The following is a 24,499-nucleotide window of genomic DNA, read 5'->3' as shown; positions in this document are numbered from 1 at the left end:
ATTTTATAATTGATTTTAGGAGTGGTTTTTGAAAAAAATGAATTTTATTGTAGGTGGGTTTTTAGCGCTTTCATTTTCTACTACGCTTTTTGCTGCAAACAATGATACGAGTGCAAGGATTGAGGCACTGGCAAAGTTAAATAAAACGATAAACACAGTCGAAAAATATTATGTTGATGATATAAAATTTAAAGAGATTATAGATAAGGCTATCGCAGGGTTAATGCAAAATTTAGACGCTCATAGCGCATTTTTAAATGAAAAATCCTTTAAAGATATGCAGGTACAAACAAGCGGAGAATTTGGCGGACTTGGTATCACTGTTGGCATGAAAGATGGCGCACTAACTGTTATCTCTCCAATAGAAGGGACTCCTGCTGATAAAGCTGGTGTAAAGGCTGGCGATATTATACTTCGCATAGATGGCAATGCTACTATGGGAGTCACTATGGATGAGGCTGTTAGTAAGATGCGAGGTAAGCCAAAGACTTCTATTACGATAACTATAGTTAGAAAGGGCGAGCAAAAGCCGTTTGATTTAAATATCATAAGAGATATAATAAAAGTCGAGTCAGTCTATGCAAAGATTATAGAAAATGAGGAAATTTTATATCTTCGTGTGACAAATTTTGATAAAAATGTAGTTAGTAAAGCTAGCGAATTTATAAAAAAACATCCAAAGGTAAAAGGCATAGTTCTTGATCTTAGAAATAACCCAGGAGGTCTTTTAAATCAAGCTGTAGGCTTGGTTGATCTCTTTGTTGATGATGGTATTATAGTTTCACAAAAAGGTAGAGATAATGCTGAAAATTCAGAATTTAGAGCAAGTAAATCAAATACCATAACAAAGCTTCCACTTGTTGTTTTAGTAAATGGCGGAAGTGCAAGTGCTAGCGAGATAGTCAGCGGAGCACTTCAAGATGTCAAGCGCGGTGTAGTAGTTGGAGAGAATACATTTGGCAAGGGTAGTGTTCAGGTGATATTACCAGTTGATGAAAAAGAGGCCATAAAGCTTACTATCGCACGCTACTATTTACCTAGTGGCAAAAGTATACAAGCTGTTGGCGTTACCCCAGATGTTATAGTCTATCCTGGTAAAGTTCCTCAAAATGATAAAGATGCATTTAGTATAAAAGAGAGCGAACTTAAAGCACACCTACAAGGCGAGCTTGAAAAACTAGCTCCAGCCACAGCAGAAGCAAACAAAACTGAAGAGAAAAAAGATGAAAAAGAGCTTATAACAACCAAAAAACTAAATGATGATATTCAGTTAAAAAGTGCTGTTGATGTGATAAAAGTTTTGCAGATTAGAAAATAAATTTAAAGGTCAGAAATGAAAGCAGTTATAAATATCTCACTAAAAAATGGCGTTCTTGACCCAGCAGGCAAGGCTACCGAGCACGCTCTTGGCTCACTTGGTTTTAGTAATGTATCAGAAGTTAAAATAGGCAAGCAAATTGTTTTAAATATCGATGCAACAAAAGATGATGCTAGAAAACAGCTTGAGGCGATGTGCGAGGAACTTCTTGCAAATACTGTTATTGAAGATTATGAGATAGTACTATGAAAGTAGCCATACTTCTTTTTCCTGGCACAAACTGCGAAACAGATACCTCTTATGCTTTTAAGATGTTTGGTTGCCAAACGCAAATTATCTGGCATAAAGATGAGCATATAGATGCCGATCTTGTAGTACTTCCTGGCGGTTTTAGCTATGGAGATTATCTGCGAACGGCTGCGATAGCGAAATTTTCACCAGCCATGAAAGCAGTCATGCAGCATGCAAAACGCGGTGGATATATACTTGGTATTTGCAATGGCTTTCAAATGTTGCTTGAGCTTGGGCTTTTGCCAGGTGCGATGAGAAGAAATGAGAGCATGAGTTTTATTTCAAAGTACCAGCCACTAAAGGTTATTTCAAACTCAAATAAATTTCTGTCAAACTTAAGTGTTGGCGAGATAGTTAATATACCAGTTGCACACGGTGAAGGTAACTACTTCACTGACGCTAATACGCTAAAAAAATTATATGATAATGAGCAGGTTTTATTAAAGTATTGCGATGAAAATGGCATGGAGATAAACCTAAACGGCTCAGTTGATAATATAGCTGGCATTTGTGATGAAAGCAAGAAAATTTTTGGTCTTATGCCACATCCTGAGCGTGCTTGTGAGAAAATTTTACACTCAGATGATGGGCTTAAAATGCTTAAGGGGTTAGTTTGTTAAAACTCTTAAGTGCCCTACTTTTCGCACTTAGCTTGCATGCCAAACCAAGTATTTTTGACGAGCCAAGAGAAGATAAATTTGCTAACAAAAATACACAAGATGAGAATAAAAAAAGACAAAATGACACCATGCTTGAGCGCAATATGCAAAGAAAAATGGGCATCGGTGTTTCTGCTGAACAACTAAAAAATATCGCTCCTACGGACGAGCAATATCTAAATTTGCCTGATTCCCAAGTTTATGAAACTGTTAAAAAACGCGAAGTTACGCTAAAAACTGTAAGTATTCCAAAAAGTGTTTTTGTTGGAGAAATTTTTGAGTTAAAACTTAGTGTTAATCCTCAAAATGAGCTTGAATACAGCTTTGAAACTAAAGTTGATGAGAGTAATGTTAAATGGCTAAATCCTAAAAATACTGAGTGGGTAAAACAAAGCGATGGTAGCTATGTCGCTCTGTTTTTTTTACAAGGTAAAAATGAAGACGCAAAATCTACAAAGATAGAGCTAAATTTAAAGCGAAATGGTGAGATATATCATAGTGGCACGATGAATCTATTTTTGCCAAAATTTAAAGACTTGCGAGCTAGGAGCGATTTTTCTGGTATTGTGGCTGATAGTTTGGTTGTTAAAAAATTTAAAACAACTAAATTTGATGAAACTAGCCTTATCATGATAGTCGAGATGGAAGCTAAAAATGTCAATCTTACATCGTTTAATTTACCTGACAAGACTCTGCTAAAACAAGGCATGGATAATGTTGCAGGTGATTTTGCAAACCAGAGTGGCTATTTTTTTGCTGTTTTTAAACCCAATAAAAACTCACTTGACTTTAGTTATTATAACCTTAAAAGCTCAAAATTTGAGAGCTTTTCCTTACTGGTAAGTGTTGAAGATGATGATGTTAGCACACAAATTGGACTAAATCCAAAACAAAGCGAATTTAGTACCTATAAAAATATCGTTCTTTACAGTTTTTCGGCTCTATTTTTAATACTTTCGGTGATGCGAAGAAAAGTTAGCTACTTTATAGCTACGGCACTTTTTATTGCGGTCAGTATCTACTCATATAACCCATTTAGCAAAGGCACCCTAAAGCCAAATGTAAGTGTGAAAATATTGCCAACTACAAAATCTACGATCTTTTATACATCTACAACTAGTGAAAGTATTGAGATACTAAGTGAGCGAACAGATTATTATAAAATTTTATTTACAGATGGTAAAATAGGCTGGGTAAAAAAAGATGATATTATCAAGAATTAAGGCATTTTATTACGCTATTGAGTTTGTTATTAGTGTAGTTATAGTTGTATTTTTGATGTGGCTTTTTAGTTCTAAAATTCACGCAGTTCGCCGTTTTTGGGCAAAAACTCAACGCTGGCTTGGCTTTTATAGTATTGAGGTTGTGGGCGAGCCAAAACCTGATACACAAATGATAATGATAAACCATAAAAGCATGCTTGATATCGTAGTTTTAGAAGAAATTTACCCCAAAAACCTCTGTTGGGTAGCCAAAAAAGAGATCGGCGATATTCCTATCATAGGCAAAATTTTAAGTGTACCAAAAATGCTTCCTGTAGATCGCTCAAATCCAAGAGCAATAGTAAATTTGCTAAAAGAGGCAAAAGATCGCATAGAAAATGACCGCGTTATAGCTATATTTCCTGAAGGAACGCGTGCTAAAGGCGACAAACTTCTTAAATTTCAAAGTGGTGCAAAGGTTATAGCTGATAAACTTGACTTAAGAGTTCAGCCTGTTGTTGTAGTTGGAAGTGATATTATGGATTCTAAAAAATTTAGTTTTAAAAATGGAAAAATCAAAGTTATATATCTAGATCAGATAGATCGCAGTGATGAGTCTTGGCTAGAAAATACTCGTAGCAAAATGCAAGCCGTACTTGATAGCGAGCGTCAAAAAACTGATATAAGCTAATGCTTGAGCTTATTTTAGTAGGTTTTGGCGGATTTATAGGTGCTATTTGTAGAAGTTTGCTTAGCACTGCACTCTCAAAGTTTTCAACACTTTTTCCATTCTCAACACTGCTTGTAAATATCCTTGGTAGTTTTGCCATAGGGGCATTTTTAGCTTTAAATTTATCACAAAATGCAAAATCATTTTTGGTTATTGGTATTCTTGGCGGCTTTACTACATTTTCAGCTTTTTCATATCAAAGCGTTGCTCTATTTTCAACATCGCCTTTTAAATATTTTACCCAATGTCATTTTATCACTACTTGCTTGCTATGTTGGTATTGTCGTTTTTAGATAAATTTTTCAAACATTGATATACTTACTATCAACTTTAAAATTTATTTTAGCACAATACGCTATAATGTGCTAAATTTTTTAAAAAGGATAGAAAAATGGCAGATAAATTTGAGTTTCAAACCGAAGTGAATGACCTATTAAATTTGATGATTCACTCGCTTTATTCAAACAAAGAGATATTTTTACGCGAGCTTATCTCAAATGCAAGTGACGCGCTGGATAAGTTAAACTACCTTTGTTTAACAGACGAAGCCTACAAAAACCTTTCTTACACGCCGCGCATCGACATAAGCTTTGATAAAGAGAAAAAGAGCTTAACTATCAGCGATAATGGTATTGGTATGAGTAAAGATGATCTTATAAGCAACCTTGGCACCATAGCAAGAAGTGGAACAAAGGGCTTTTTGCAAAATTTAAGTGGAGACGCTAAAAAAGACAGCTCGCTCATTGGACAGTTTGGCGTGGGCTTTTACTCGGCTTTTATGGTAGCTTCAAGTATCGAAGTAACGAGCCGCAAAGCGCTACGCGACGAGGCTTTTGTGTGGAGCTCAGATGCTAAAAACTACACTATCGCTCCCACTAGCAAAGAGACTCATGGCACCACCATTGTTTTACACTTAAACGACGATGAGTTTGCCGATGAGTGGCGCGTGGAGGGTATCATTAAAAAGTACTCAAACCATATCCCATACCCAATTTTTATGGATAAAAGCGAGTATATCGCGCCAAAAGACGGTGAAAAAGAGGGAAATTATGAGAGTAAAAACACACAGATAAACAAAGCAAGTGCGCTTTGGCGCATGAATAAAGCTGGATTAAAAGAACAAGAATATAACGACTTTTATAAGCAAATTTCACACGACAGCACTGATCCGCTCTTTCACATTCACACAAAGGCTGAGGGCAAGATAGAGTATAGCACCCTATTTTATGTGCCTAGCACAGAGCCGTTTGATATGTTTAGGGTGGATTATCAAAGTGGTGTGAAGCTCTATGTCAAGCGTGTGTTTATCACAGATGACGCAAAGGAGCTGTTGCCTCCATTTTTACGATTTGTACGAGGAGTGATCGATGTGGAGGACTTGCCGCTTAATGTAAGCCGTGAAATTTTACAAGAAAATGCGATAATGCGAAGCGTAAAAGAGCAAAGTGTTAAGAAAATTCTCGGCGAACTTGCTAAGCTAAAAGAGAAAGATAGTGAAAAATACATAAAATTTTACACACTTTTTGGCAAAGTCATCAAAGAGGGACTTTATGGCTTTGGCGCTGAAAAAGAGCAGATCCTTGATCTTGTGATGTTTAAATCAAGCAAACGCGACGGACTAGTGAGCCTAAAAGAGTATAAAGAGGCGATGAAAGAAGAACAAAAAAGTATCTATTACATAAGCGGAAATAACGAAAATATGCTTCGTAACTCGCCGTTGCTTGAAAATTTCAAGAAAAATGACATCGAAGTTTTGATAATGAGCGAGGAGATAGATACAATAGTCATGCCTATGGTAAATGAGTTTGATAAAACTCCGATAAAATCAATCTCTCACGCTGATATAAATGATGAGATAAAAGCCGATGAAGAGCAAGCAAAAGCCGATGAGAGTAAGGTGGCTAGCACGCTTGTTAAAATGCGTGAAATTCTAAAAGATGATGTTAAAGATGTACGCGTTAGCTCTCGTCTGAGTGACTCGCCAGCGGTGCTGATTTATGATAAAAATGATCCAGACTACGCTATGCAGGCGATGTTAAAGCAGATGGGTCAAAGCGACTTGCCAAAGATCAAGCCTATCCTTGAGATAAATGCAGGACATGAAATTTTTACCAAACTTGAAGCAAATGAGCTTATGATAAACGATGTGTCGCATTTGCTTTTAGATATGGCTAAGATAAATGAAGGCATACAGCTTGACGATCCAGCTGAGTTTAGCAAAACACTTACAAAAGTTATGATAAAGGCGATCTAATGCATTTTGCACCCTATTTTTGGGTGCAAAATTTTAGCTGCGCGTAAGAACATAGATATTGAAATAATTACTCTGACTACTTGATATGGAAAATTTTAATATTGTAGTATTTATGAGATTTGTGTGATTTATTATAAAATTTTTATTATTTAAATTCAATTTTTTAGCTAAATTTTATTATTCTTACTCTAATATTAAAAAATATATTTACTTTTTTAAAAGGAGATAAGATGAAGAAAATTTTTGTTGCCATTGTGGCTTTGTTTGGATTTAGCATATTAAGTACTAATGAAATTTCAGCAAAAGATGTGAATGAACCACGCTTGGAGCTTGCGTTTATGATAGATATAGAAGTTGAAAAGCCTCTTGTCGTGGGTCAAGATAGCGAGCACGGGCTTCGCAGACTTATTTACATAAAAAGTGGAAAAGTAAGCGGAAAGTTAAATGGCAAGGTGCTTCCGTATGGAGTGGATAGTCAAGTCGTTAGACCTGATGGGCTAACTGAGCTTACAGCAAGATACGCGATAAAGCTTGATGACGGCGCGCAAATTTACATTGACAACTCAGGCATGCGCCATATCACAGACCCAGAAGTGGCAAAAGAGGCAGCTAAAGGCAAGATAGTAGATCCAAAACATGTGTATTTTGCAACTGTAACTAAGTTTGAGACTTATGACGCGAAGTATAAATGGATGGAGCGTGCGATATTTGTCTGCTACGCTATGCGTTTGCCAGATAAAGTTTTACTAAAATTTTATGAAGTTAAATAATTAAAAAGTCTAGCCAAGGCTAGACTTTAGCTTAAAAACCACCTAGTAAATTGCCCAATCTTTGCTCTTCATTTATGATAATGTCTTGTTCTTTTGGCTCAAATCTAAATGTCATTTTTTGCATATCTTTTTCAGTTTTTAAAATTTGTAACTGTTCAAGTATCATACCAAAGCCAGCGATATCTGGAAACTGCGACAAAAAGCTGGCTATATTTGGCTCGATACTCAAAACTCCATCAAATTTTATGGCATCCATTAGGCTATTTATATCCTTAGAGCTTTCTTTTAAAGCAAAATTTGTGGTTATATTAAGTTTATTTGACGCTGCATTTTTTACGCTAAACTCATTTAAGTTTAACTCTGGTTTTGCTTTTGAAAGTTCAAAAAATATAGGCGTAAGTTTTTCATAATTTACTTCATACTCATCTTCGCTTAAACTTGAATAAACATCGATGATTTTTTTAAAGCTCTGTATGTGTAAATTTTTAATATCCATCTTTATCGCAAATTCTTTAAACTCCACACCGGCAACATTTATCTTGCTTATACTTAAAATATCTTTGCTATTAAAAAGAGTTTTACCAGTATCCCCATAGCTTGAGTTACCATTTGCTTTCATGTCATAAAAAAGCACTTCTTTTCCACTTTCTGTGATTTTTATATTTTCAATACTTGCATCATAGATATAAGGGGCTAGATTATACTCTATCTCTTTAAACTCGATAGGCTCTTTATGGGTAAGATCATAGTTTAGTTTTTCAAGCTCTATTTTTATGCTATTTTCTATAAAATTATCTGATTCTTGGCTAAATAAAATTTTATCAAAACTAAAAGCACCTGAGCTAAGCTTTGTTCTATCAGTCGCTATATCTAGCTTCACACCTTGTGTTTTTAGTTCTGATAGCTCTTGCTTAAATGAAATATCTTTTAAATTTATGCTGATATCTTGCTTGCTGTCAAAAATGCTGCTTTTTGCATGGGCTGTTGCGATGATATTTGAGCCAAATACCTCTTTTAGCTTCTCTTGTGCTCGAATGTTTAAAATAGCGATACTTGAGCTAGACTTAAAGCCATTTATTAGTGAAAATAAATTATTACTAATGTCGCTTTTGATATTTATTTTTAAAGTTTTACTTGTGTCACTTTCACTAAAGCTCTCATCTAAAATAGGTAAAACTTTCTGATCTAACTCCATATCAAAACTAGCTTTTGAGTTTAAAAAACCTCGCTCATAGGTATCATTTGATATACTTATGCCCTCCATGGCTTGTAAATTTTTAAGTGTATTTTTATAGCTTTGCTTAACCTTTTGGCTAACAAAATAGTTACCTCCAGCAAGTAAAACAGCCGCAATTGCGATAGATATAAAAATTTTTTTCATATTTTTCCTTTTGTTTTTTTTCTAGTTGCAATATGCAAAAAGTAGTAAATTCCACCTATTAAACTCATCATAAAAACTGGCATAATCCAACTATTTTCACCTAAAAATTCGCTAATTTGCTCAAAAGTTGAGCCTATATAATAAGCCGAAATTCCAACCACTAAAGCCCAAACAATGGAGGCAAAAATGTTTATTACAACAAATTTTTGTACAGAGTAGCTTGGCGTAAAGCCTATGGCTATTGGTATAAGTGTTTTTAGTCCATAAATGTACTTTTTGATAAAAAGCAACTTATCGCCTTGTTTTTTCATAAGCATGCATGAATACGCAAATTTGCGCTTATGGTTTTTAATGTAAGGTCGTATCATATCTTTGTTGTATCGACCAAGATAAAAAAGAAGCATGTCGCCAAGAGCGTTTGAAAAGGCGGCTATAGCGATACTGACGCCTAGATCCATTTTTCCAAGGTGTGAGAGTATCCCAGCTGCTATTAGAGCGACCATACCTCCACCCAGAGTGTAAACAAAAAGTATTATATATCCATATGTAGATAGTGAAGTTAGCATATCTTGCATTATTTGCCTTAGTTGTTTGTTAGTGAGTTTTGAAGTTGTTCAAAAGCATATCCGCTTTGAAGTAAATTTTCGTCATTGTGGCTAATTACCGCTCCGCCAAAGCTTGCTCCAGCAAAAAAGCCAGCGTTTGTAGCATAGGCATATATGCTGCTTGTAAATTTAAAATCGCTTGTTTTGTTATAGGCCCTGCCACCATCGCCAAAACTAAATGATGCATCAGCTTGTATCGTAAATTTGCCATTTTTAATGTCATTTACTAAATTTTCATCTAGCACAAAAAGCACAAGCGAGCTATCTTCGTAACCTACTTGAAGCCCAAAACTTCCGCCACTTATGCCTACTGAGTACATCTCTTTCTCGCTTGAATTTACAGGGGTTATCATCACGCCATTGCCACCCATACCACCAACTAAAAAGCCTATCTTCTTTACACTTGGAAATATGATAACAGCTTTGGCTTGTTTTATTAGTGCGTTTGTAGGTGCATTTGGATTTGCTCTAAGTACCATTTGATATGAATTTGCGGAGCTTAAAACTAAGTCCTCTCCACCAAATAATCTAACAACAAATGCTAAGATAAATAAAATTTTTTTCATTAAATCTTTTCTTTATTTTGCAAAATCTATGGCGCGAGTCTCTCTGATGACATTTACCTTTATCTCGCCAGGATACTGCACTTTTGCTTCTATCTCTTGAGCAATCTCCTTTGCAACAAGAACCGCTTCATCGTCGTTTATGAGCTTGGCATTTGCGATAACGCGAATTTCACGACCCGCATTTATAGCATAAGCTTGCTTGATACCATTTTTGGTTTTTGCAATATTTTCTATCTCTTCAACTCGCTTTAAAAAGCTTTCAAGTACTTCACGCCTTGCGCCAGGACGAGCAGCACTTAAGGCGTCTGCCGCGCATACAGCAGCACTCTCAACACTTGTCGCCTCTTCGTGTCCATGGTGTGCATAAATAGCATTTATAACGACCGCATGCTCTTTATAGCGCTTGCAAACCTCTGCTCCAAGATCAACATGCGAGCCCTCAAATTCATGCGTTAGTGCCTTACCTATATCATGCAATATCCCTGCTCTTTTTGCAAGCTTTTCATCTCCGCCAGTTTCAGCCGCTATGATACCTGCAAGATGTGCGACTTCAAGGCTGTGAGCTAAAGCATTTTGACCATAGCTTGCACGAAATTTTAGTTTTCCGATTAGTTTTACTATCTCTGGATGAATTTTATTTAATCCTAGGTCAATAACTATATTTTCGCCCTCTTCTTGCACGCTTTGCTCAAACTCTTCTGTAACTTTTTTGTGAAGTTCTTCTATCCTTGCTGGCTGGATACGACCATCTTCTACTAAAAGCTCTATAACTCTTGTTGCGATTGCACGGCGATAAAGGTTAAAACTGCTTAAAATTATCGCATTTGGTGTATCGTCTATGATAATATCAACACCCAAAACCATCTCAAGAGTCTTTATGTTTCGCCCCTCTTTGCCTATGATACGACCCTTTAACTCATCGTTTTTGATATTTACAACATTTATAAGTCGCTCAGTTGCAAATTCTCCCGCAAATCTCGAAGTAGCCTGTGCTAGGATATAGTTTACTCTCTTTTTTATATCTCTTTTTGCCTCTTCTTCGTGCTTTCTAACTATGTGAGCTATGTCTGCACGACTAGCTTCTTCAACCTTTTTTAAGACGATCTCTCTAGCCTCTTCTTGAGTTAGACCAGCTGCGTGTTCAAGTACTTTTAAGGCTTCGTTCATTTTATTTTGGTAAGTTGTTTTTAGACTCAGTCCCTCTTCGTATGTTGATTTAGCATTATTTCGCTCGCTCTCAAGCGCTAGCTTGCTTTCGTGTAAAATTTCTTGCTCGGTTTGTAAAGTACTCTCTTTTTTGCTTAGTTCGTCAAATTTTTGAGTGTAGTCACGCTGTAGTTTTGTGGTTTTTTCATCATACTTTTTTTTGGCCTCAAATTCTGCTTCTTGGACTGAAATTTTTGAGTTTTTCAAAATAAGCTCAGCCTCGTGCTCGATAGCCTTTGCCTTTGCCTTTGCTTGTTCTAAAAATATATTATAATTTGCATCGTTTATCTTTTTTGCATACAGATAACCTACGCCAACTCCCGCCACACCAGCTCCTAAGCCGACTAAAACTTCTATCATAGTTTCCTCTTTTTATATAGTTTTTATTTGGGGTTAGGTAAATATCGCCACAGATGTCATACTCTTTGGAGAGAATTTTATCCGTATAAAAGTCTGCCGCTTGAACAAATACTATCAATCTTGGACGATAAGGCAGGTCGCTAAAAAATCTATCATAAAAACCTTTGCCGTGACCTATCCTGCGCATAGCCCCATCAACCCCATTACATGGGACTATAGCCATATCAATGCGATCGTTTGCAAATTTTGATGCAAGTGGCTCGCGTAAGTTAAATTTTTTTAACTCAAATGGCAACCTTAATTTTACCATTTTTAAGCTAATATCTACCATAAATGGCACAAAAATATCACGATTTGACAAAAATCTACGCATTTTATAAACATCTACTTCATAAAAAAGTGGCATGTAGAGTAAAATTTTTTTAGAATTTGTAAATTTTATGAGATTACTAAGCCTTTTTATGACATTTTGACTGCGACATTTTGCTGAAATTTTTACCCGTTTTCTTGTATTTTTTATAGCGTAGGCTCTAAATTCATCTTTTGTTGATTTAACACTCATTTTATTATCTTTTAGTATAATTTTACTCAAAAACAATCACAAGGACTATTTTTATGAAACTTAAACACAAGATTATAGCATTTTTAGCTGTTTTTTTACTTTTGGGTTGCCAAAGCAAAGAAGAGAGTAAAGAGATTAAAACACAGCCAAGCAATATAGAGCAAAATTTAACTAAAAATATAGAAAAAAACGAGACAAGCGAAGTAAAAAATACTAAAAAAAAAGCTGTTTATGATAAACAAATAGCACTTGGTTTGATAGATGGTAGTGAGTTTAAATTTAAAATCAGAGATGATTATGGGCTTGATGTTGATCGTGAACAAAAGAAAGCAACACTTTTTGTGTTTTGGGCGACATGGTGCCCACCTTGTAGGGCTGAAATCCCACATCTAAATAACTTGGCTGAGAAATTTAGGAAAGATTTAAATATCGTTGCTATCTTGCTTGAAGATAAGAGCGTTGAGCAGATAAAAGAGTTTGCTAAGAAAAATAACATAAAGTATGATGTTGCGGTTGGAAAGGAAAATTTTATCCTAGAAAAGGCTGTCGGAGGCATTACTGGGCTTCCTGCCTCAGTGCTTTTTAAGACAAATGGAGACTTTCATGATGGCTATGTTGGACTAGTTCCTGAAGAGATGCTAGAAAATGAAATTTCAAAGGCGATCAATTAATGTTTGACTTTATAAAAAAAGGTTTTGTAAAAACTTTTGGCGCTATAAATAGCGTAAAAACAAGTAAGATCGTAACAAAAAGCGAGCTTGAAGAGATGCTTTTAGAAGCCGATGTGACTTATGAAATTATAGAAGAAATTATTTATTATTTACCGCCACAAGATGAAGTAAAACGCGATGATTTGCGCCGTGTGATGAGTAGCTACTTTATCTATGAAAAAGATCGCTCAGTGGCTAATGATAAGCCATTTGTCGATCTGATTCTTGGCGTAAATGGTGCTGGTAAAACAACAACTATCGCAAAGCTTGCAAATTTATATAAAAAAAGTTCAAAAAGCGTTATTTTAGGAGCTTGCGATACATTTCGCGCTGGTGCGATAGAGCAGCTTAGGCTCTGGAGTGAAAAAGTCGGTGTGCCTATCGTGCTAACACAGCAAGGACACGACCCCTCGGCAGTGGCATTTGATACGATAAACTCAGCCCTTGCAAAGGGCATAGATAGGGTTATCCTAGATACGGCTGGCAGACTGCAAAATCAAACAAATTTGGCAAATGAGCTAAGCAAGATAGTAAGAATATCTCAAAAAGCATACGCTAAAGCCCCACATAGAAAGATTTTGGTTCTTGATGGTACTCAAGGCAATGCCGCTGTTGCGCAGGCAAAGGCATTTAATGAGATGGTGGAATTAAACGGCGTCATCATAACCAAGCTTGATGGCACTGTCAAAGGCGGAGCTCTATTTGGCGTAGCACGCGAGCTGGAACTCCCTATACTTTACATAGGTGTGGGAGAAAATATGGACGATCTTGTTAAATTTGACCCAGATGAGTTTTTAGATCAGCTTATGGATGCGATATTTGCGTGAGAGTAAAATTTGCTAGATTTTTGTTTTTTATCTGTCTTTTTGCGATTGAATTTTTGGCAACCACATCAAGAAGCATCCCTGTAGTAGAAAATTCTTGGGATAAAGCAAACCACTTTTTAGCATTTGGGGCACTTTATATTTTGCTCTCACTTGGTTGGCGAAGTGGATTGTTTGCAAAATTTTACATAAAATTTTGCGTATTACTTGCCTTTGGAGTGCAGATAGAGCTAGTTCAGTCTATGCTTCCTAGCCGCTATTTTAGCCTGCTTGACATATTTGCCGATATTATAGGAATCTTTTTTGGGGTACTTGCTTTTTGGGTTTTAAGGCAAATTTTTGCAAACTTTTTATCATCTCATAAAAGTTGGCAGCCTTGAGGCAACTTAACACAAACGAGGCTAGTTTTGCACTAGTTATAGGCTGTGTTTTTTTTGGGCTTGGTAGCATTATAGTTGCAAATATTAGTGTTGGTGCGTTTGCCATTGCATTTTGGCGACTATTTATAGCTGGAAGTATATTTTTTGTGCTCACAAAAGCTTTAAAACTACCTTTGCTAAAAAGCAAAAAAGCCAAGCTTTATGCCGTATTATCAGGGGCTTTTTTAGGTATCGACCTTGCGCTTTGGCATGAAAGTATTTATGCTGTTGGTCCTGGAATTTCAACACTTTTAAATAGCTTGCAAATTTTTTGGCTTACATTTATTGGCTTGTTTTTCTTTAGCGAAAGACTTAGTAAATTTGGCATATTTGCACTAATATTGGCTAGTTTTGGCATATTTTTGATAGCCTTGCCCGAGTTTAATGCAAATTTGCATGCTGGATGGGGATTTATTAGCGGGATACTTTCTGGACTGCTTTTAGCTCTTTCTATGATTAGCGTAAAAAAGGCTAGCGAAAGTGAAAAAGCGCATATTATTACTCTCATGTTTTATATCGGAATCGGCGGTGCTAGCGCACTTTTAGCGCCAAGTATACTTTTAAATGGTGCAAATTTTTTCCCAAAGGGTGTGAGCGAGATTTTGCTTACTTTTACATATGCGGCTGTTATGCAGTGCGTGGCATGGGGCATGATAGCTTACTGCGTACCACTACTCTCGCTAAGTCTTACGGGGCTACTTTTGCTTTCAGAGCCAATAGCGGCGCTTTTTATAGATGCGTTTTTATTTAGTAAAGATATAATTGTGTGGCAGTGGACTGGTGCCTTTATCACGATGTTAGCGATATATCTAGGCTCGTTAAAAAGTAAAAAAGGATAACAATGGCAAAAATTAAGAGTGTTTTTGAGTGTCAAGCTTGTGGTAATCAGCAAAGCAAATGGGTTGGTAAATGCCCAAACTGCGGTGCTTGGGATAGTTTTATCGAGCTAAATTCCACTCAGATAAAAGCGAGTGAAGAGCTAGCAAAAATTTCACACTCGCCAAGTAAGGCTACGAGCATTGATAAGGTGCAAATCGAGCAGATAAATCGCTTTAGTACAAAGGATAAAGAGCTTGATTTGGTGCTCGGTGGAGGTGTAGTAGAGGGCTCACTGGTGCTAATAGGCGGCAGTCCTGGTATTGGCAAATCAACGCTTTTGCTAAAAATCGGCTCAAATTTAGCAATGGATGGCAAAAAGACGCTTTATGTAAGTGGCGAGGAGAGCGCGAGTCAGATAAAAATGCGCGCCGATAGACTTGATGCTGTGGATGAAAATCTCTTTTTGCTAACTGAAATTTGCCTTGAAAATATAGTCGCAGAGGTTAAAAAAAGCGAGTATAAAGTGCTAATTATTGACTCGATCCAAACACTTTACAGTGAAAAGATCACCTCCGCCCCAGGCTCAATAACGCAAGTAAGAGAGATAACATTTGAGCTGATGAGACTAGCAAAAGATAATGACATCTGCGTTTTTATCATCGGTCACATTACAAAAGAAGGTGCGATCGCTGGACCTAGAGTGCTAGAACATATGGTCGATGTGGTGCTTTATTTTGAGGGAGATGCTAGCCGTGAGCTTCGTTTGCTTCGTGGGTTTAAAAACCGCTTTGGCTCAACCAGTGAGGTTGGTATTTTTGAGATGACAAAGAACGGACTTGCGAGCGCTACTGAAATCTCAAGTAAATTTTTTACGCGTGGAAATGCAGTAAGCGGCTCAGCCATAACCATCATAATGGAAGGCTCGCGCGCTATAAGCGTGGAAATTCAAGCCCTAGTTTGCGAAAGTGCCTATCCAAAACGAAGCAGTACTGGCTTTGAGAAAAATCGCCTTGATATGCTTTTAGCTTTGCTTGAGCGCAAACTTGAACTTCCGCTGGGCCATTATGATGTATTTATAAATGTCTCAGGCGGAGTAAAGATCAGTGAAACAGCCGCCGATCTAGCCGTGATAGCTGCCATAATCTCAAGCTTTCGCAACCGCCCAATCAGCAAAGAGAGCGTCTTTATAGGTGAGCTTAGTCTAAATGGTGAAATTCGCGATGTCTTTAATCTTGATCAGCGTCTAAAAGAGGCAAAAACACAGAAATTTAAAAATGCTATCGTGCCATCAAAACCGCTTGACGCACAAGGCGTGAAGTGCTTTTTTGCAAAGGAGATAAGCCAAGTTTTAGAGTGGATGTAAGCAAGGCTTGGCTTTTTGTAAGTGTAAATTTCTCATCTTATCAAAGCCAAGTGCGCAAACTAAGATATTATTTGCACCTACAAAACAATAAGGCTGGACTATAAATTTTCATACTTCACTTTTCTTATCATACTTAATCTCGATTTTTATACTAAAAATTACGCCTATATTCTTTCTTTTAAGTTTAAAGCCAGCAATTATTTAAACGCTATAAAGCTCATAAAATTTCCCCACTTAAACAAGCTTTGCACCTCTTTAAATCCAGCCTCAAGCACCAAAGTTTTATTTTCTTGTTCGGTGTAAGGGATTAAAACATTTTCAAGAGCCTCGCGTTTTTGAGCTATCTCATAGCGTGAATAGCCCTGCTCAGCTTTATAATCTTCATAAATTTCTATCATATTTTTTGCAAGTGTTTTGTTTTCATAAATGATCTTTTCGCTAAATACAAAAACTCCACCGTCATTTAGTCCATCATAAATTTTTCTTACAAACTTAGCCCTGCAAATCGGTCTAATAAACTGCAAAGTATAGTTTAATAAAATTGCATCAAATCTGCTAAGCTCATACTCAAGCACATCTGCAAGTTCTAAATTTAGCTTTGCACCAAATGCCACACCCTTTGCTTTTGCATTTGCTAGCATAGCTTCTGAGTTATCTACCCCGAAAAACTCAAGGTCATTTCTAAGTGCAAAAAGTGCTAGTAAGCTAGTTGCGGTCGAACAGCCAAGGTCTATCACGCGGGCATTTTGAGCTAAACTTTTTGCTAAAATTTGGCTTACTAGTTTTACATTAACATCATAAAACGGCACACTACGCCCTATCATATCATCAAAGACACTAGCCACAGATGCATCAAACTCAAACTGCTTTTTTATCGGCTCTTTAAAAATTTCATCTCTCATTTTTTTCCTAAAAATAGCTCGCAAACACCGCAATACTGGCTTGCTTGGTCTATGTCTTTTTGTATTTGTTCTTTTAACTCAAAAAGGCTGTTAAATTTTTGATTTTTACGCAAAGCTTTTACAAAGCAAACCGCGATACGCTCGGCAGTTGGTGGTATTTGTTCACCGATAATGTGCGTTTCTACGCTAAAGGCACCATCTGTACTAACTCTGTTTCCAATAAATGTCACTGAACCATAGGTCTTGTTGCCTATGCGTGTGCGAGTGGCGTATACCCCAGAGTGTGGCAAAAGATAGGTTTTTATCTCTAAATTTAGGGTAGGAAAAAGCTCTTTTGCACCTATGCCCTGCCCTTTTACAACCTCGCCCTCAATTGAGTATTCACGCCCTAAAAGAGCGTTTGCAGCGGCTATCTCACCGTTTTTAATATACTCTCTGATAGTTGAGCTATGTACGCCCATGCCATTAAAACAATACTCATCTACAACAATCACTTCAGCATCAAATATACGCACCAAGTCGTGCTTATCCCAAGCTCTGTTTCGTCCAAAACGAAAGTCAAAACCAACAACTATACGCTTTAAATTTACAAAGTCACGCTTTAAAAGTGCTATAAATTCCTCTCCGCTTAAATCTTTTATGCTCTCAAATTCATACAAAAAGCACGGATAACTAGAGTACTCTGCCCGTTTTAGTTTTGGAGTGATATTTGCTTTGTTTTTGTCTATAACAACAAGCCCGCCATACTCGCCTAGCCTTGATAAAAGCTGCTTATGCCCCCTGTGCACACCATCAAAATGCCCTATCGCAACAGCTGTAATATTATGCTTTGTTAAAAGCGTAGAAAAATTCGGCATTTCCTTCCTTTCCTTTTATCTCGCACTCTTGTGTTTGATTTAAGTTCCATCCAAGCTTGGCTGCTGCTAACTCAAATTTCTTTTGAGCCTGAATAATAGCATTTTTATCACTAACAACACCTTTTTTGTTGCGTTTTACATCTTTTCCGACTTCAAATTGTGGCTTAAAAAGTATGATGATAAGTGCGTTTTGGTTAGCCTTTTCATTTATGGCTGGTAAAATTTCAATAACCGATATAAAGCTTACATCGCAGGTTATTAGATCAAATTTTTTCTCATTTTTATAGTTTCTAATGTCACAATTTTCAAAGATTTCTACTCTAGCGTCAGTTCTTAAACCAGTATCTAGCTGGTCGCTTCCCACATCGACTCCAACCACGCTTTTTACGCCATTTGCTAATAAAATTTGCATAAATCCGCCAGTTGAGCTACCTATGTCAAGGGCATTTGTACCTGAAATTTCAAAGCTATTTTTATTTAAAAAGCTCTTTAGTTTTAACGCTCCACGACTGACATAAATTTCATCAAGAAGGCTAATTTTGCCGCCATACACTTCAAGGCTAACTCGTTCGCAAATTTCACCATCGAGTGCGATTTTACCGCCTTTTATAAGCTCACTAGCCTTGTTTCGGCTGATATTTAGCTTGTTTGCCGCATATAGATCAAACCTCATTTTTTAGCCTCTCATACTCGGCCTCATCTATCACTCTCACACCAAGCTCTTTTGCTTTTTCAAGCTTACTTCCAGCCTCACTTCCAGCTAGAACAAAATCAGTTTTTTTTGATACCGAACTAGATACCTTTGCTCCGTAGCTCTCAAGCTCAGCCTTAAACTCATCGCGTGATCTGCTTAGTGTTCCAGTTATTACAATGGTTTTTGTGCTAAAAATATTTTTGGTTATCTGTTTTTGATTAAAAGTAGGCTTAACTATATCCATAAGCTCAGCAATGGCATGAGAATTTACATCGGTAAATTCAACAAAACTAAGTGCCATCTCCTTACCAAAGCCATCAAGGGCTAGTATCTCTTCAAAGCTGGCTTTTGCCCAGTTTAGACCATATGCTTGTGCGATTTTCTTGGCTGCTACTTCGCCGATATGTTCGCATCCTAGTCCCGCTATAAATCTCGCAAGGTCTGCGCCATTACTTGCATTAATCGCATCTAGTAAATTTTGCACCTTTTTTTCTTTAAATCCCTCAAGAGTTATCAAATCTTCAAATTTTAATGAGTAAATATCTGAAATTTTGCTAATCAAGCCTTTTTCATATAGTAGCGTTACTATCGCCTCTCCTAGCCCATCTATATTTAGGCATTTTTTTGAAGCATAGTGTATCAATGAGCCTAAAATTCTAGCTTTGCACTCTAAATTTTGACACTTTACAAAAACCCCCTCATCAAGCAAATGCGACCCACACTCAGGGCAAAACTGCGGTCGCTCTATAGCCATCTGGCTACCATCTCTACGCTCTTTAAAAACGCCAGTTATCTTTGGTATGACATCGCCTGAACGAATAATGCTGATAAAGTCATTTTTCATAACTCCAAGTCGCTCTATCTCATCAAAGTTATGCAAGGTTACTGATTTTATCATAGCTCCATCGATATTTACTGGCTCTAGCACCCCAACAGGCGTTACAACCCCACTTCTTCCAACTTGCAAAGTAACATCAAGCAGGCGTGTTGTTTTTTCAAGGGCTGGAAATTTATAAGCTATCATAAATTTTGGAAATTTCTCAGTATATCCAAGCTCTTGTGAAAACTCTAAATCATCCACGCGCATGACAAGCCCATCCATCATAAAAGGCTTTTTATCTCGGATAGATAAAAGCTCGTTGTATTCATTTTGTAAGCTTTCAAAGCCTACAATTTCTTTAAAAAACTCTTCTTTAAAAAATCCCAGTGAGTAGATAAACTCCATCACCTTTTTATAGCTTTTTAATCCCAAATTTTGAGTTCCAAAACCCCAAGGGCGAAACTGAAGTCTTCTGCTGGCAGTGACTTTACTATCAAGCTGCCTAAGGCTTCCAGAGGCTGCATTTCTAGGGTTTGAAAGCAGTTTTTCACCGTTTTTTAAGTTTATCTTATTTATCTCTTCAAAATCATCCTTTGCTATAACGACCTCTCCACGAATTTCGATCCTGCCCTCATAAGCTATCTTAAAAGGAATGCCCGCTATAACCCTTGCGTTATTTGTTACATCTTCGCCAGTTACGCCATCTCCTCTTGTTATGGCTCGCACTAAACTGCCATTTTCATAAAGCAAATTTAAACTAGCCCCATCAAATTTTGGTTGTAGGATAAATTTTTGTTGAGTTTTATCGCCCCGTTTTAGCCAAGCCAAGAGCTCATCAGCGTCAAAAATATCCTCCATAGACCACATACGCTCTATATGCTGTGCTTTTTTAAACCCCTCACTAACTGCTCCACCAACACGCTTTGTAGGCGTAAAGATAGAAATTTCATTTGGATTAATGCTTTCAAATTCTAGTACTTTATGATAAAGCTCATCATACTCCTCATCACTAGCTATGGGTGCGTCAAGCTCGTAATACGCCTTTGCCCATTCATTTAATAGCTCAACTGCACTTTCATACTCTTTTTTTGTCATCATATCTCCGTTTTAACTCGTTTTTGCCATAAAATTTTACAAATACACTCACCAGATATTTGCTTTGTTCATAGCTGCGTGCATATCAAAAAGTTGCTTATGCTCTCTTACATCATGAGCGCGTATGATGCTTGCACCATTTTCAAAAGCCTTTAAATGCAGATAAAGTGAGCCAGCGAGCCTGTCTTTGACCTCGCTTGGATGATAAAAATTTATAACTGATTTTCTACTTGCACCCACTAAAAGCGGATAGCCAAAGTGCAAAAAGTGTTCCAAATGCTTAATGAGAAGTAAATTTTGCTCGGCAGTTTTGCCAAAGCCGATGCCTACATCAAGAGTGATCTGCTTTGCGCCTATGGCTAAAATTTCATCTATTTTTTGCGCAAAAAACTCATCTATCTCGCCGATTAGATCATCATAATGCGGCGCATTTTGCATAGTTTTTGGATCATTTTGCATATGCATTAAGCAGTATTCGCACTGATATTTTAATGCAAGCTTTGCAAGGCGTGTGTTTGCGGTTATGTCATTTATCATCTTAAAGCCGTGATTTAGTGCGTATTCAAGGCAATATTCATCAAAGCTATCAAGGCTAAATTTCGCCTTTTCGTGCAAATTTTGCCTATAAATTTCAGCCACTATATCTTTTATACGCACAAACTCCTCATCACGCCCGCAATACTCGCTTCCAGGGCGTGAGCTAACACCGCCGATATCGATATAGCTAGCACCTTGTTCTATCATATCTTTTATGCGCTTGATACCGCTTTTTGTATCTGCACGGCTGTTTTCGTTAAAGCTATCTTGATTGAAATTTAGCACGCCCATGATTTGTGGTTTTTTGGGCTTTAAAAATTTCACACTTAAAAAATTTGCCAAGCCTTTAAGTCCAAAATCTTGAAGCTTTTCTTTTTTAGCCAGAGCTTCAAACTGCGCATTTGAGCCTATTAAAAGCGCTTGTGAGTTTAGCTCTCTTCCAAAAATCGTATCCTTATGGCACACCAGTTCAGCTCCTACGCTAAGAGCATCTTGTTTTAAGATATTTGCAGCTGGGGAGCGGATATCTGAGATATATATGAAATTTAGGTTTGCTTTTTTTGACATCAAACTAACGCCAGCCAAACTTGGCATTATACGCTCGCAAATAGCATTAAAATCACTATTTACATTGATTTTATAAAATTTCAAGGTCGTCCTTTTTGAAGTATCACTAAAAGTAAAGGCGTAAGAAGCTGTGGCGACTTTGTATTAAGTTCGGCCAATCTTACCAACGAGTAAAAATATTCAAGCTCATCTTGGCTAAATTTAAATCCAAGCTCAAGAGCCTTTACAACAATGTTTGAGATTAGCTCCTTTAACTCATTTTTGTCGATTTTATCAGATCTTTCATCATTTTCAACACGAGCTAAGAAGTTATAAATTTCAGCTATATCAAGCTGAGCCAAATTTATATCAAGATGCGGTCTAGGCTTTGTTTTTAGTAAATTTTGACAAATCATACGCGAGCGTATAGTTTGCAATAGCAAATTTTTACTTGTAGCTGCAATTAAAAATGATACATTTCTTGGCGGCTCTTCGATAATTTTAAGAAGTGAGTTTTGGGCTTCTATGCGGTAGTTTTTAGCCATTATAACTAAAAGTTTTTCGCTACTTTCGGCGATATATGCTTCTTTTACTACCTCATGAGCATTTTCAAGCAAGAAGTCCTCGCTTATAAAAAAACGCAGGTTGCTTATGCTAAATTCAGCCTCAAGACTATTTTTAAGTGCGTCAAAATCATTTGTGATGACTATTTTGCTTTGCATACTAGACTAAGCTTACTTGATTTAAAAGAACTGCATCGATGCTTTTATCAAAAAGCTTTAAGAGCTGCACGAGTTTTATGTCTAAATTTTCATCATTTGAATTTAGACATATGGAGTTATGGGTTTGCTCGTCAAATAGCCACATATAGCTATCCTCGCTATTTTTGGCGATATTTGCTCGTTTGTCGATATTTTTGCCGATATAAAAATAGACATATCCATTTGGAAATGCAAGGTTTAGCATGTCTTCAAGTAGTGAAATTTGCTCGCTTGAGTTTATCTCATCAAGACTAGGATAAAGTGCTTTTAGGCTTACAAATGGCAAAAGTGGGCGCGCACCTGAGCGGTTTATCTTTTTAAGCAAATAACCCTCAAACCATGTGCGCTCATCATCGGTAATAACTATAAAAACTCGTCCCTCAAGCAAGTACTTTAGCCTAGAACCAAGCAATGCTATCCACTCAATGCGGAAATTTTGCATAAAAGTACTCATGCCCTCTTTGACGATGGTGTCATTACTCCATTTTACGAAGTCTTGCATTATTTATCTAACTTATACGCTTCGTGCAGCACGCGAACGGCTAGTTCGCCGTATTTTTGATCGACGACGACTGAAATTTTTATCTCACTTGTTGAGATCATCTGTATGTTTATGCCCTCTTTTGCAAGTGTTTCAAATGCCGTGCAGGCAACGCCGCTGTGGCTTTTCATACCCACTCCAACGACTGATACTTTTACGATCGCATCATCATACTCAACATGCTTTGCAGCGGATAAATTTTGCATAGTCTCTTTGGCGATCTCAAGCTCATTTTGTGGTACGGTAAAGCCTAAATTTGTAGTTCCGTCATGCCCTACATTTTGGATAATCATATCAACATTAATATTTTTACTAGCAAGCGCACTAAAAATTTCTGCTGCAATGCCCGGCTTATCTACTACGCCACGCAGAGTTACCCTCGCTTGATTTTTATCCAAAGCTATACCGCTTACCAAAACTGCTTCCATGTATTCCTCCTCGTTTGCTATTAAAGTTCCTTCGTTGTGGTTAAAACTGCTTCTTGTAACTAGCTTAACATTTAGCTTTTTTGCCATCTCAACAGAGCGATTTTGCAAGACTTTTGCGCCAGAGCTTGCAAGCTCAAGCATCTCGTCATAGCTTACAACATCAAGTTTTTTAGCCTTTGGCTCGATGCGCGGATCTGTAGTATAAACACCATCAACATCTGTAAAAATTTCGCATAAATCAGCATCAAGCGCTCCAGCTAATGCAACCGCACTAAGGTCACTACCACCGCGTCCAAGTGTTGTTATATCACCTTTTTCATCTATGCCCTGAAAGCCAGCTACCACTACTATCTTGCCAGCCTTTAGCTCGCTTTTAATACGGCTTGTATTTATCTTTTCAATGCGTGCTTTTGTATGTATGTCATCGGTTATGATACCAGCCATAGCTCCAGTTAAACCTACACATTCATAGCCTTTTGCATTTAATGCTATCGTTAGTATTGCCGTCGTTACTTGCTCTCCAGAGCTAAGCAACATATCCATGGCAATGCCATTTGGCTGCTTACTAAAGTGCTCGCCGTACTCGACAAGTTGGTTTGTTACGCCACTCATTGCCGAAACAACCACCACAACATCTGCTCCTGTGTTTTTAGTCTCAATGACACGCTGGGCTACTGCTTCTATTCGCTCAAGCGTTCCTACGCTCGTTCCGCCAAATTTCTGAACAATTAGCATTAAAAATACCCTTTCTCTTTAAAATAACTTAAAACTTTCGCATATATCGGTCTTTTGAAATGATTTATCTCTTCAAAAATCCCCTTATAACTTAGAAATTTATACTCACTAAACTCAGGCTGTTTGCACTCTAAATTTATCTTTGCACTTGGCTTTAAACGCACTAAAAAATACTTTTGCGTCTGTCCGTCAAACGGATACATTTTCGCACTTATAGTATTTGGAAAATCATAGCTTAGCCACTCTGGATACTCAGACAAAATTTCGACTTCATCAGTGCCTATCTCCTCTTTTAGCTCGCGCATTAGCGCATCTTTGGGGCTTTCGCCATCATCTATGCCGCCTTGTGGAAACTGCCATACTCCGTCCATATCACATCTATTTGCAACAAAAATTTCACATTTAAATGGGTATTTTGACGATAAGATGACAGCGGCAACATTTGGTCTATATTTTTTTTGCATTGCATGCCTTAACATTTTTGCTAGATTTTAACTAAAACTATATTATATAGCGTTTAAATCGGCACAAATTTTAACCAAGA

27 protein-coding genes are annotated in these 24,499 nt (G+C 37.1%); 13 read left to right on the top strand and 14 right to left on the bottom strand.

Annotated features, from left to right (window positions below):
• The first annotated feature begins 37 nt into the window (after positions 1–37).
• The 8 genes from U5B17_RS03690 to U5B17_RS03655 all read left to right on the top strand — a co-directional run bounded on the left by U5B17_RS03690 (position 38) and on the right by U5B17_RS03655 (position 7,224).
• A complete protein-coding gene (locus U5B17_RS03690) occupies positions 38–1,318 on the top strand; it encodes a S41 family peptidase (RefSeq protein WP_430804267.1) in 1,281 nt (426 codons plus the stop codon).
• Positions 1,319–1,333: 15 nt separating this feature from the next.
• Complete coding sequence (gene purS / locus U5B17_RS03685) at positions 1,334–1,567, top strand: phosphoribosylformylglycinamidine synthase subunit PurS (protein ID WP_430804024.1); 234 nt, start codon at positions 1,334–1,336, stop codon at positions 1,565–1,567.
• The gene (gene purQ, locus U5B17_RS03680; protein ID WP_430804023.1) at positions 1,564–2,229 is read left to right on the top strand and encodes a phosphoribosylformylglycinamidine synthase I; all 666 of its coding nucleotides are present in this window, start codon (positions 1,564–1,566) and stop codon (positions 2,227–2,229) included. The genes purS and purQ overlap by 4 nt, the downstream gene beginning before the upstream one ends.
• Positions 2,223–3,491 (top strand): SH3 domain-containing protein, encoded by a 1,269-nt coding sequence (locus U5B17_RS03675; RefSeq protein ID WP_430804022.1) that lies wholly within the window; start codon positions 2,223–2,225, stop codon positions 3,489–3,491. Before purQ ends, U5B17_RS03675 begins: the two co-directional genes overlap by 7 nt.
• Positions 3,472–4,161 (top strand): lysophospholipid acyltransferase family protein, encoded by a 690-nt coding sequence (locus U5B17_RS03670; protein ID WP_430804021.1) that lies wholly within the window; start codon positions 3,472–3,474, stop codon positions 4,159–4,161. The genes U5B17_RS03675 and U5B17_RS03670 overlap by 20 nt, the downstream gene beginning before the upstream one ends.
• Positions 4,161–4,493 (top strand): fluoride efflux transporter FluC, encoded by a 333-nt coding sequence (locus U5B17_RS03665; protein ID WP_430804020.1) that lies wholly within the window; start codon positions 4,161–4,163, stop codon positions 4,491–4,493. The genes U5B17_RS03670 and U5B17_RS03665 overlap by 1 nt, the downstream gene beginning before the upstream one ends.
• A 98-nt stretch (positions 4,494–4,591) precedes the next feature.
• Positions 4,592–6,454, top strand: a complete 1,863-nt coding sequence (gene htpG, locus U5B17_RS03660; RefSeq protein WP_430804019.1) for a molecular chaperone HtpG — start codon at positions 4,592–4,594, stop codon at positions 6,452–6,454.
• Positions 6,455–6,684: 230 nt separating this feature from the next.
• Entirely contained in the window at positions 6,685–7,224 is a 540-nt protein-coding gene (locus U5B17_RS03655; protein WP_430804018.1) for a DUF3237 domain-containing protein, read from the top strand.
• Between the two features lie 31 nt (positions 7,225–7,255).
• Here the strand turns inward: U5B17_RS03655 and U5B17_RS03650 are convergent, their stop codons facing one another.
• Genes U5B17_RS03650 through U5B17_RS03630 form a run of 5 tightly spaced genes read right to left on the bottom strand, consistent with a single transcriptional unit; the run spans position 7,256 to position 11,904 of the window.
• Positions 7,256–8,605: a DUF945 family protein gene (locus U5B17_RS03650; RefSeq protein ID WP_430804017.1), complete on the bottom strand. Its 1,350-nt coding sequence runs from the start codon at positions 8,603–8,605 to the stop codon at positions 7,256–7,258.
• On the bottom strand, positions 8,602–9,180 hold the full coding sequence (locus U5B17_RS03645; RefSeq protein WP_430804016.1) for a DedA family protein: 579 nt from the start codon (positions 9,178–9,180) through the stop codon (positions 8,602–8,604). The genes U5B17_RS03650 and U5B17_RS03645 overlap by 4 nt, the downstream gene beginning before the upstream one ends.
• An 8-nt stretch (positions 9,181–9,188) precedes the next feature.
• Positions 9,189–9,776 carry a lipid-binding SYLF domain-containing protein gene (locus U5B17_RS03640; RefSeq protein ID WP_430804015.1) on the bottom strand — a complete coding sequence of 196 codons (588 nt, stop codon included), beginning with the start codon at positions 9,774–9,776 and terminating at the stop codon, positions 9,189–9,191.
• Between the two features lie 12 nt (positions 9,777–9,788).
• Positions 9,789–11,342: a ribonuclease Y gene (rny, locus tag U5B17_RS03635; protein ID WP_430804014.1), complete on the bottom strand. Its 1,554-nt coding sequence runs from the start codon at positions 11,340–11,342 to the stop codon at positions 9,789–9,791.
• Positions 11,251–11,904, bottom strand: a complete 654-nt coding sequence (locus U5B17_RS03630; RefSeq protein ID WP_430804013.1) for a 5-formyltetrahydrofolate cyclo-ligase — start codon at positions 11,902–11,904, stop codon at positions 11,251–11,253. Before U5B17_RS03630 ends, rny begins: the two co-directional genes overlap by 92 nt.
• A 53-nt stretch (positions 11,905–11,957) precedes the next feature.
• Here U5B17_RS03630 and U5B17_RS03625 point away from each other — a divergent pair, with 53 nt between their 5' ends.
• From U5B17_RS03625 to radA, 5 genes are read left to right on the top strand one after another with little or no spacing between them, the layout of a single operon-like run.
• Positions 11,958–12,575 carry a redoxin domain-containing protein gene (locus U5B17_RS03625; RefSeq protein ID WP_430804012.1) on the top strand — a complete coding sequence of 206 codons (618 nt, stop codon included), beginning with the start codon at positions 11,958–11,960 and terminating at the stop codon, positions 12,573–12,575.
• Positions 12,575–13,441, top strand: a complete 867-nt coding sequence (gene ftsY, locus U5B17_RS03620; RefSeq protein ID WP_430804011.1) for a signal recognition particle-docking protein FtsY — start codon at positions 12,575–12,577, stop codon at positions 13,439–13,441. The genes U5B17_RS03625 and ftsY overlap by 1 nt, the downstream gene beginning before the upstream one ends.
• Positions 13,438–13,818 (top strand): VanZ family protein, encoded by a 381-nt coding sequence (locus tag U5B17_RS03615; protein ID WP_430804010.1) that lies wholly within the window; start codon positions 13,438–13,440, stop codon positions 13,816–13,818. The genes ftsY and U5B17_RS03615 overlap by 4 nt, the downstream gene beginning before the upstream one ends.
• Positions 13,815–14,696 carry a DMT family transporter gene (locus U5B17_RS03610; RefSeq protein WP_430804009.1) on the top strand — a complete coding sequence of 294 codons (882 nt, stop codon included), beginning with the start codon at positions 13,815–13,817 and terminating at the stop codon, positions 14,694–14,696. The genes U5B17_RS03615 and U5B17_RS03610 overlap by 4 nt, the downstream gene beginning before the upstream one ends.
• 2 nt (positions 14,697–14,698) lie before the next feature.
• The gene (gene radA / locus U5B17_RS03605; protein ID WP_430804008.1) at positions 14,699–16,039 is read left to right on the top strand and encodes a DNA repair protein RadA; all 1,341 of its coding nucleotides are present in this window, start codon (positions 14,699–14,701) and stop codon (positions 16,037–16,039) included.
• Between the two features lie 197 nt (positions 16,040–16,236).
• Here radA and cmoA read toward each other — a convergent pair whose 3' ends face one another.
• Genes cmoA through U5B17_RS03560 form a run of 9 tightly spaced genes read right to left on the bottom strand, consistent with a single transcriptional unit; the run spans position 16,237 to position 24,419 of the window.
• Positions 16,237–16,941, bottom strand: a complete 705-nt coding sequence (gene cmoA, locus U5B17_RS03600) for a carboxy-S-adenosyl-L-methionine synthase CmoA (RefSeq protein WP_430804007.1) — start codon at positions 16,939–16,941, stop codon at positions 16,237–16,239.
• Positions 16,938–17,798 carry a bifunctional riboflavin kinase/FAD synthetase gene (locus tag U5B17_RS03595; protein WP_230056487.1) on the bottom strand — a complete coding sequence of 287 codons (861 nt, stop codon included), beginning with the start codon at positions 17,796–17,798 and terminating at the stop codon, positions 16,938–16,940. The genes cmoA and U5B17_RS03595 overlap by 4 nt, the downstream gene beginning before the upstream one ends.
• Positions 17,764–18,471 (bottom strand): 23S rRNA (cytidine-2'-O)-methyltransferase TlyA, encoded by a 708-nt coding sequence (gene tlyA / locus U5B17_RS03590; RefSeq protein WP_430804006.1) that lies wholly within the window; start codon positions 18,469–18,471, stop codon positions 17,764–17,766. Before tlyA ends, U5B17_RS03595 begins: the two co-directional genes overlap by 35 nt.
• Entirely contained in the window at positions 18,461–20,407 is a 1,947-nt protein-coding gene (gene ligA, locus U5B17_RS03585) for an NAD-dependent DNA ligase LigA (RefSeq protein ID WP_430804005.1), read from the bottom strand. The genes tlyA and ligA overlap by 11 nt, the downstream gene beginning before the upstream one ends.
• Positions 20,408–20,455: 48 nt before the next feature.
• Complete coding sequence (folP, locus tag U5B17_RS03580; protein WP_430804004.1) at positions 20,456–21,595, bottom strand: dihydropteroate synthase; 1,140 nt, start codon at positions 21,593–21,595, stop codon at positions 20,456–20,458.
• Positions 21,592–22,212 (bottom strand): DNA polymerase III subunit delta', encoded by a 621-nt coding sequence (locus U5B17_RS03575; RefSeq protein ID WP_430804003.1) that lies wholly within the window; start codon positions 22,210–22,212, stop codon positions 21,592–21,594. The genes folP and U5B17_RS03575 overlap by 4 nt, the downstream gene beginning before the upstream one ends.
• A gap of 1 nt (position 22,213) precedes the next feature.
• Positions 22,214–22,753: a HobA family DNA replication regulator gene (locus U5B17_RS03570; RefSeq protein ID WP_430804002.1), complete on the bottom strand. Its 540-nt coding sequence runs from the start codon at positions 22,751–22,753 to the stop codon at positions 22,214–22,216.
• Complete coding sequence (locus tag U5B17_RS03565) at positions 22,753–23,955, bottom strand: aspartate kinase (RefSeq protein ID WP_430804001.1); 1,203 nt, start codon at positions 23,953–23,955, stop codon at positions 22,753–22,755. Before U5B17_RS03565 ends, U5B17_RS03570 begins: the two co-directional genes overlap by 1 nt.
• On the bottom strand, positions 23,955–24,419 hold the full coding sequence (locus tag U5B17_RS03560; protein ID WP_430804000.1) for an RNA pyrophosphohydrolase: 465 nt from the start codon (positions 24,417–24,419) through the stop codon (positions 23,955–23,957). The genes U5B17_RS03565 and U5B17_RS03560 overlap by 1 nt, the downstream gene beginning before the upstream one ends.
• Positions 24,420–24,499 lie beyond the last annotated feature (80 nt).

Source organism: Campylobacter australis, assembly GCF_050586305.1.
Taxonomy (GTDB): Bacteria; Campylobacterota; Campylobacteria; order Campylobacterales; family Campylobacteraceae; genus Campylobacter_A.
Note: the sequence above shows the minus strand (reverse complement) of the source record. Positions and strands in the feature narration are given on the sequence as shown.

Bases quoted from the DNA above. Each gene is read 5' to 3' on its own strand.
- U5B17_RS03690 (WP_430804267.1), top strand. From the start codon at position 38: ATGAATTTTATTGTAGGTGGGTTTTTAGCGCTTTCATTTTCTACTACG.
- purS (WP_430804024.1), top strand. From the start codon at position 1,334: ATGAAAGCAGTTATAAATATCTCACTAAAAAATGGCGTTCTTGACCCA.
- purQ (WP_430804023.1), top strand. From the start codon at position 1,564: ATGAAAGTAGCCATACTTCTTTTTCCTGGCACAAACTGCGAAACAGAT.
- U5B17_RS03670 (WP_430804021.1), top strand. From the start codon at position 3,472: ATGATATTATCAAGAATTAAGGCATTTTATTACGCTATTGAGTTTGTT.
- U5B17_RS03665 (WP_430804020.1), top strand. From the start codon at position 4,161: ATGCTTGAGCTTATTTTAGTAGGTTTTGGCGGATTTATAGGTGCTATT.
- htpG (WP_430804019.1), top strand. From the start codon at position 4,592: ATGGCAGATAAATTTGAGTTTCAAACCGAAGTGAATGACCTATTAAAT.
- U5B17_RS03655 (WP_430804018.1), top strand. From the start codon at position 6,685: ATGAAGAAAATTTTTGTTGCCATTGTGGCTTTGTTTGGATTTAGCATA.
- U5B17_RS03650 (WP_430804017.1), bottom strand. From the start codon at position 8,605: ATGAAAAAAATTTTTATATCTATCGCAATTGCGGCTGTTTTACTTGCT.
- U5B17_RS03645 (WP_430804016.1), bottom strand. From the start codon at position 9,180: ATGCAAGATATGCTAACTTCACTATCTACATATGGATATATAATACTT.
- U5B17_RS03640 (WP_430804015.1), bottom strand. From the start codon at position 9,776: ATGAAAAAAATTTTATTTATCTTAGCATTTGTTGTTAGATTATTTGGT.
- rny (WP_430804014.1), bottom strand. From the start codon at position 11,342: ATGATAGAAGTTTTAGTCGGCTTAGGAGCTGGTGTGGCGGGAGTTGGC.
- U5B17_RS03630 (WP_430804013.1), bottom strand. From the start codon at position 11,904: ATGAGTGTTAAATCAACAAAAGATGAATTTAGAGCCTACGCTATAAAA.
- U5B17_RS03625 (WP_430804012.1), top strand. From the start codon at position 11,958: ATGAAACTTAAACACAAGATTATAGCATTTTTAGCTGTTTTTTTACTT.
- ftsY (WP_430804011.1), top strand. From the start codon at position 12,575: ATGTTTGACTTTATAAAAAAAGGTTTTGTAAAAACTTTTGGCGCTATA.
- radA (WP_430804008.1), top strand. From the start codon at position 14,699: ATGGCAAAAATTAAGAGTGTTTTTGAGTGTCAAGCTTGTGGTAATCAG.
- cmoA (WP_430804007.1), bottom strand. From the start codon at position 16,941: ATGAGAGATGAAATTTTTAAAGAGCCGATAAAAAAGCAGTTTGAGTTT.
- U5B17_RS03595 (WP_230056487.1), bottom strand. From the start codon at position 17,798: ATGCCGAATTTTTCTACGCTTTTAACAAAGCATAATATTACAGCTGTT.
- tlyA (WP_430804006.1), bottom strand. From the start codon at position 18,471: ATGAGGTTTGATCTATATGCGGCAAACAAGCTAAATATCAGCCGAAAC.
- ligA (WP_430804005.1), bottom strand. From the start codon at position 20,407: ATGACAAAAAAAGAGTATGAAAGTGCAGTTGAGCTATTAAATGAATGG.
- U5B17_RS03575 (WP_430804003.1), bottom strand. From the start codon at position 22,212: ATGCAAAGCAAAATAGTCATCACAAATGATTTTGACGCACTTAAAAAT.
- U5B17_RS03570 (WP_430804002.1), bottom strand. From the start codon at position 22,753: ATGCAAGACTTCGTAAAATGGAGTAATGACACCATCGTCAAAGAGGGC.
- U5B17_RS03565 (WP_430804001.1), bottom strand. From the start codon at position 23,955: ATGCTAATTGTTCAGAAATTTGGCGGAACGAGCGTAGGAACGCTTGAG.
- U5B17_RS03560 (WP_430804000.1), bottom strand. From the start codon at position 24,419: ATGCAAAAAAAATATAGACCAAATGTTGCCGCTGTCATCTTATCGTCA.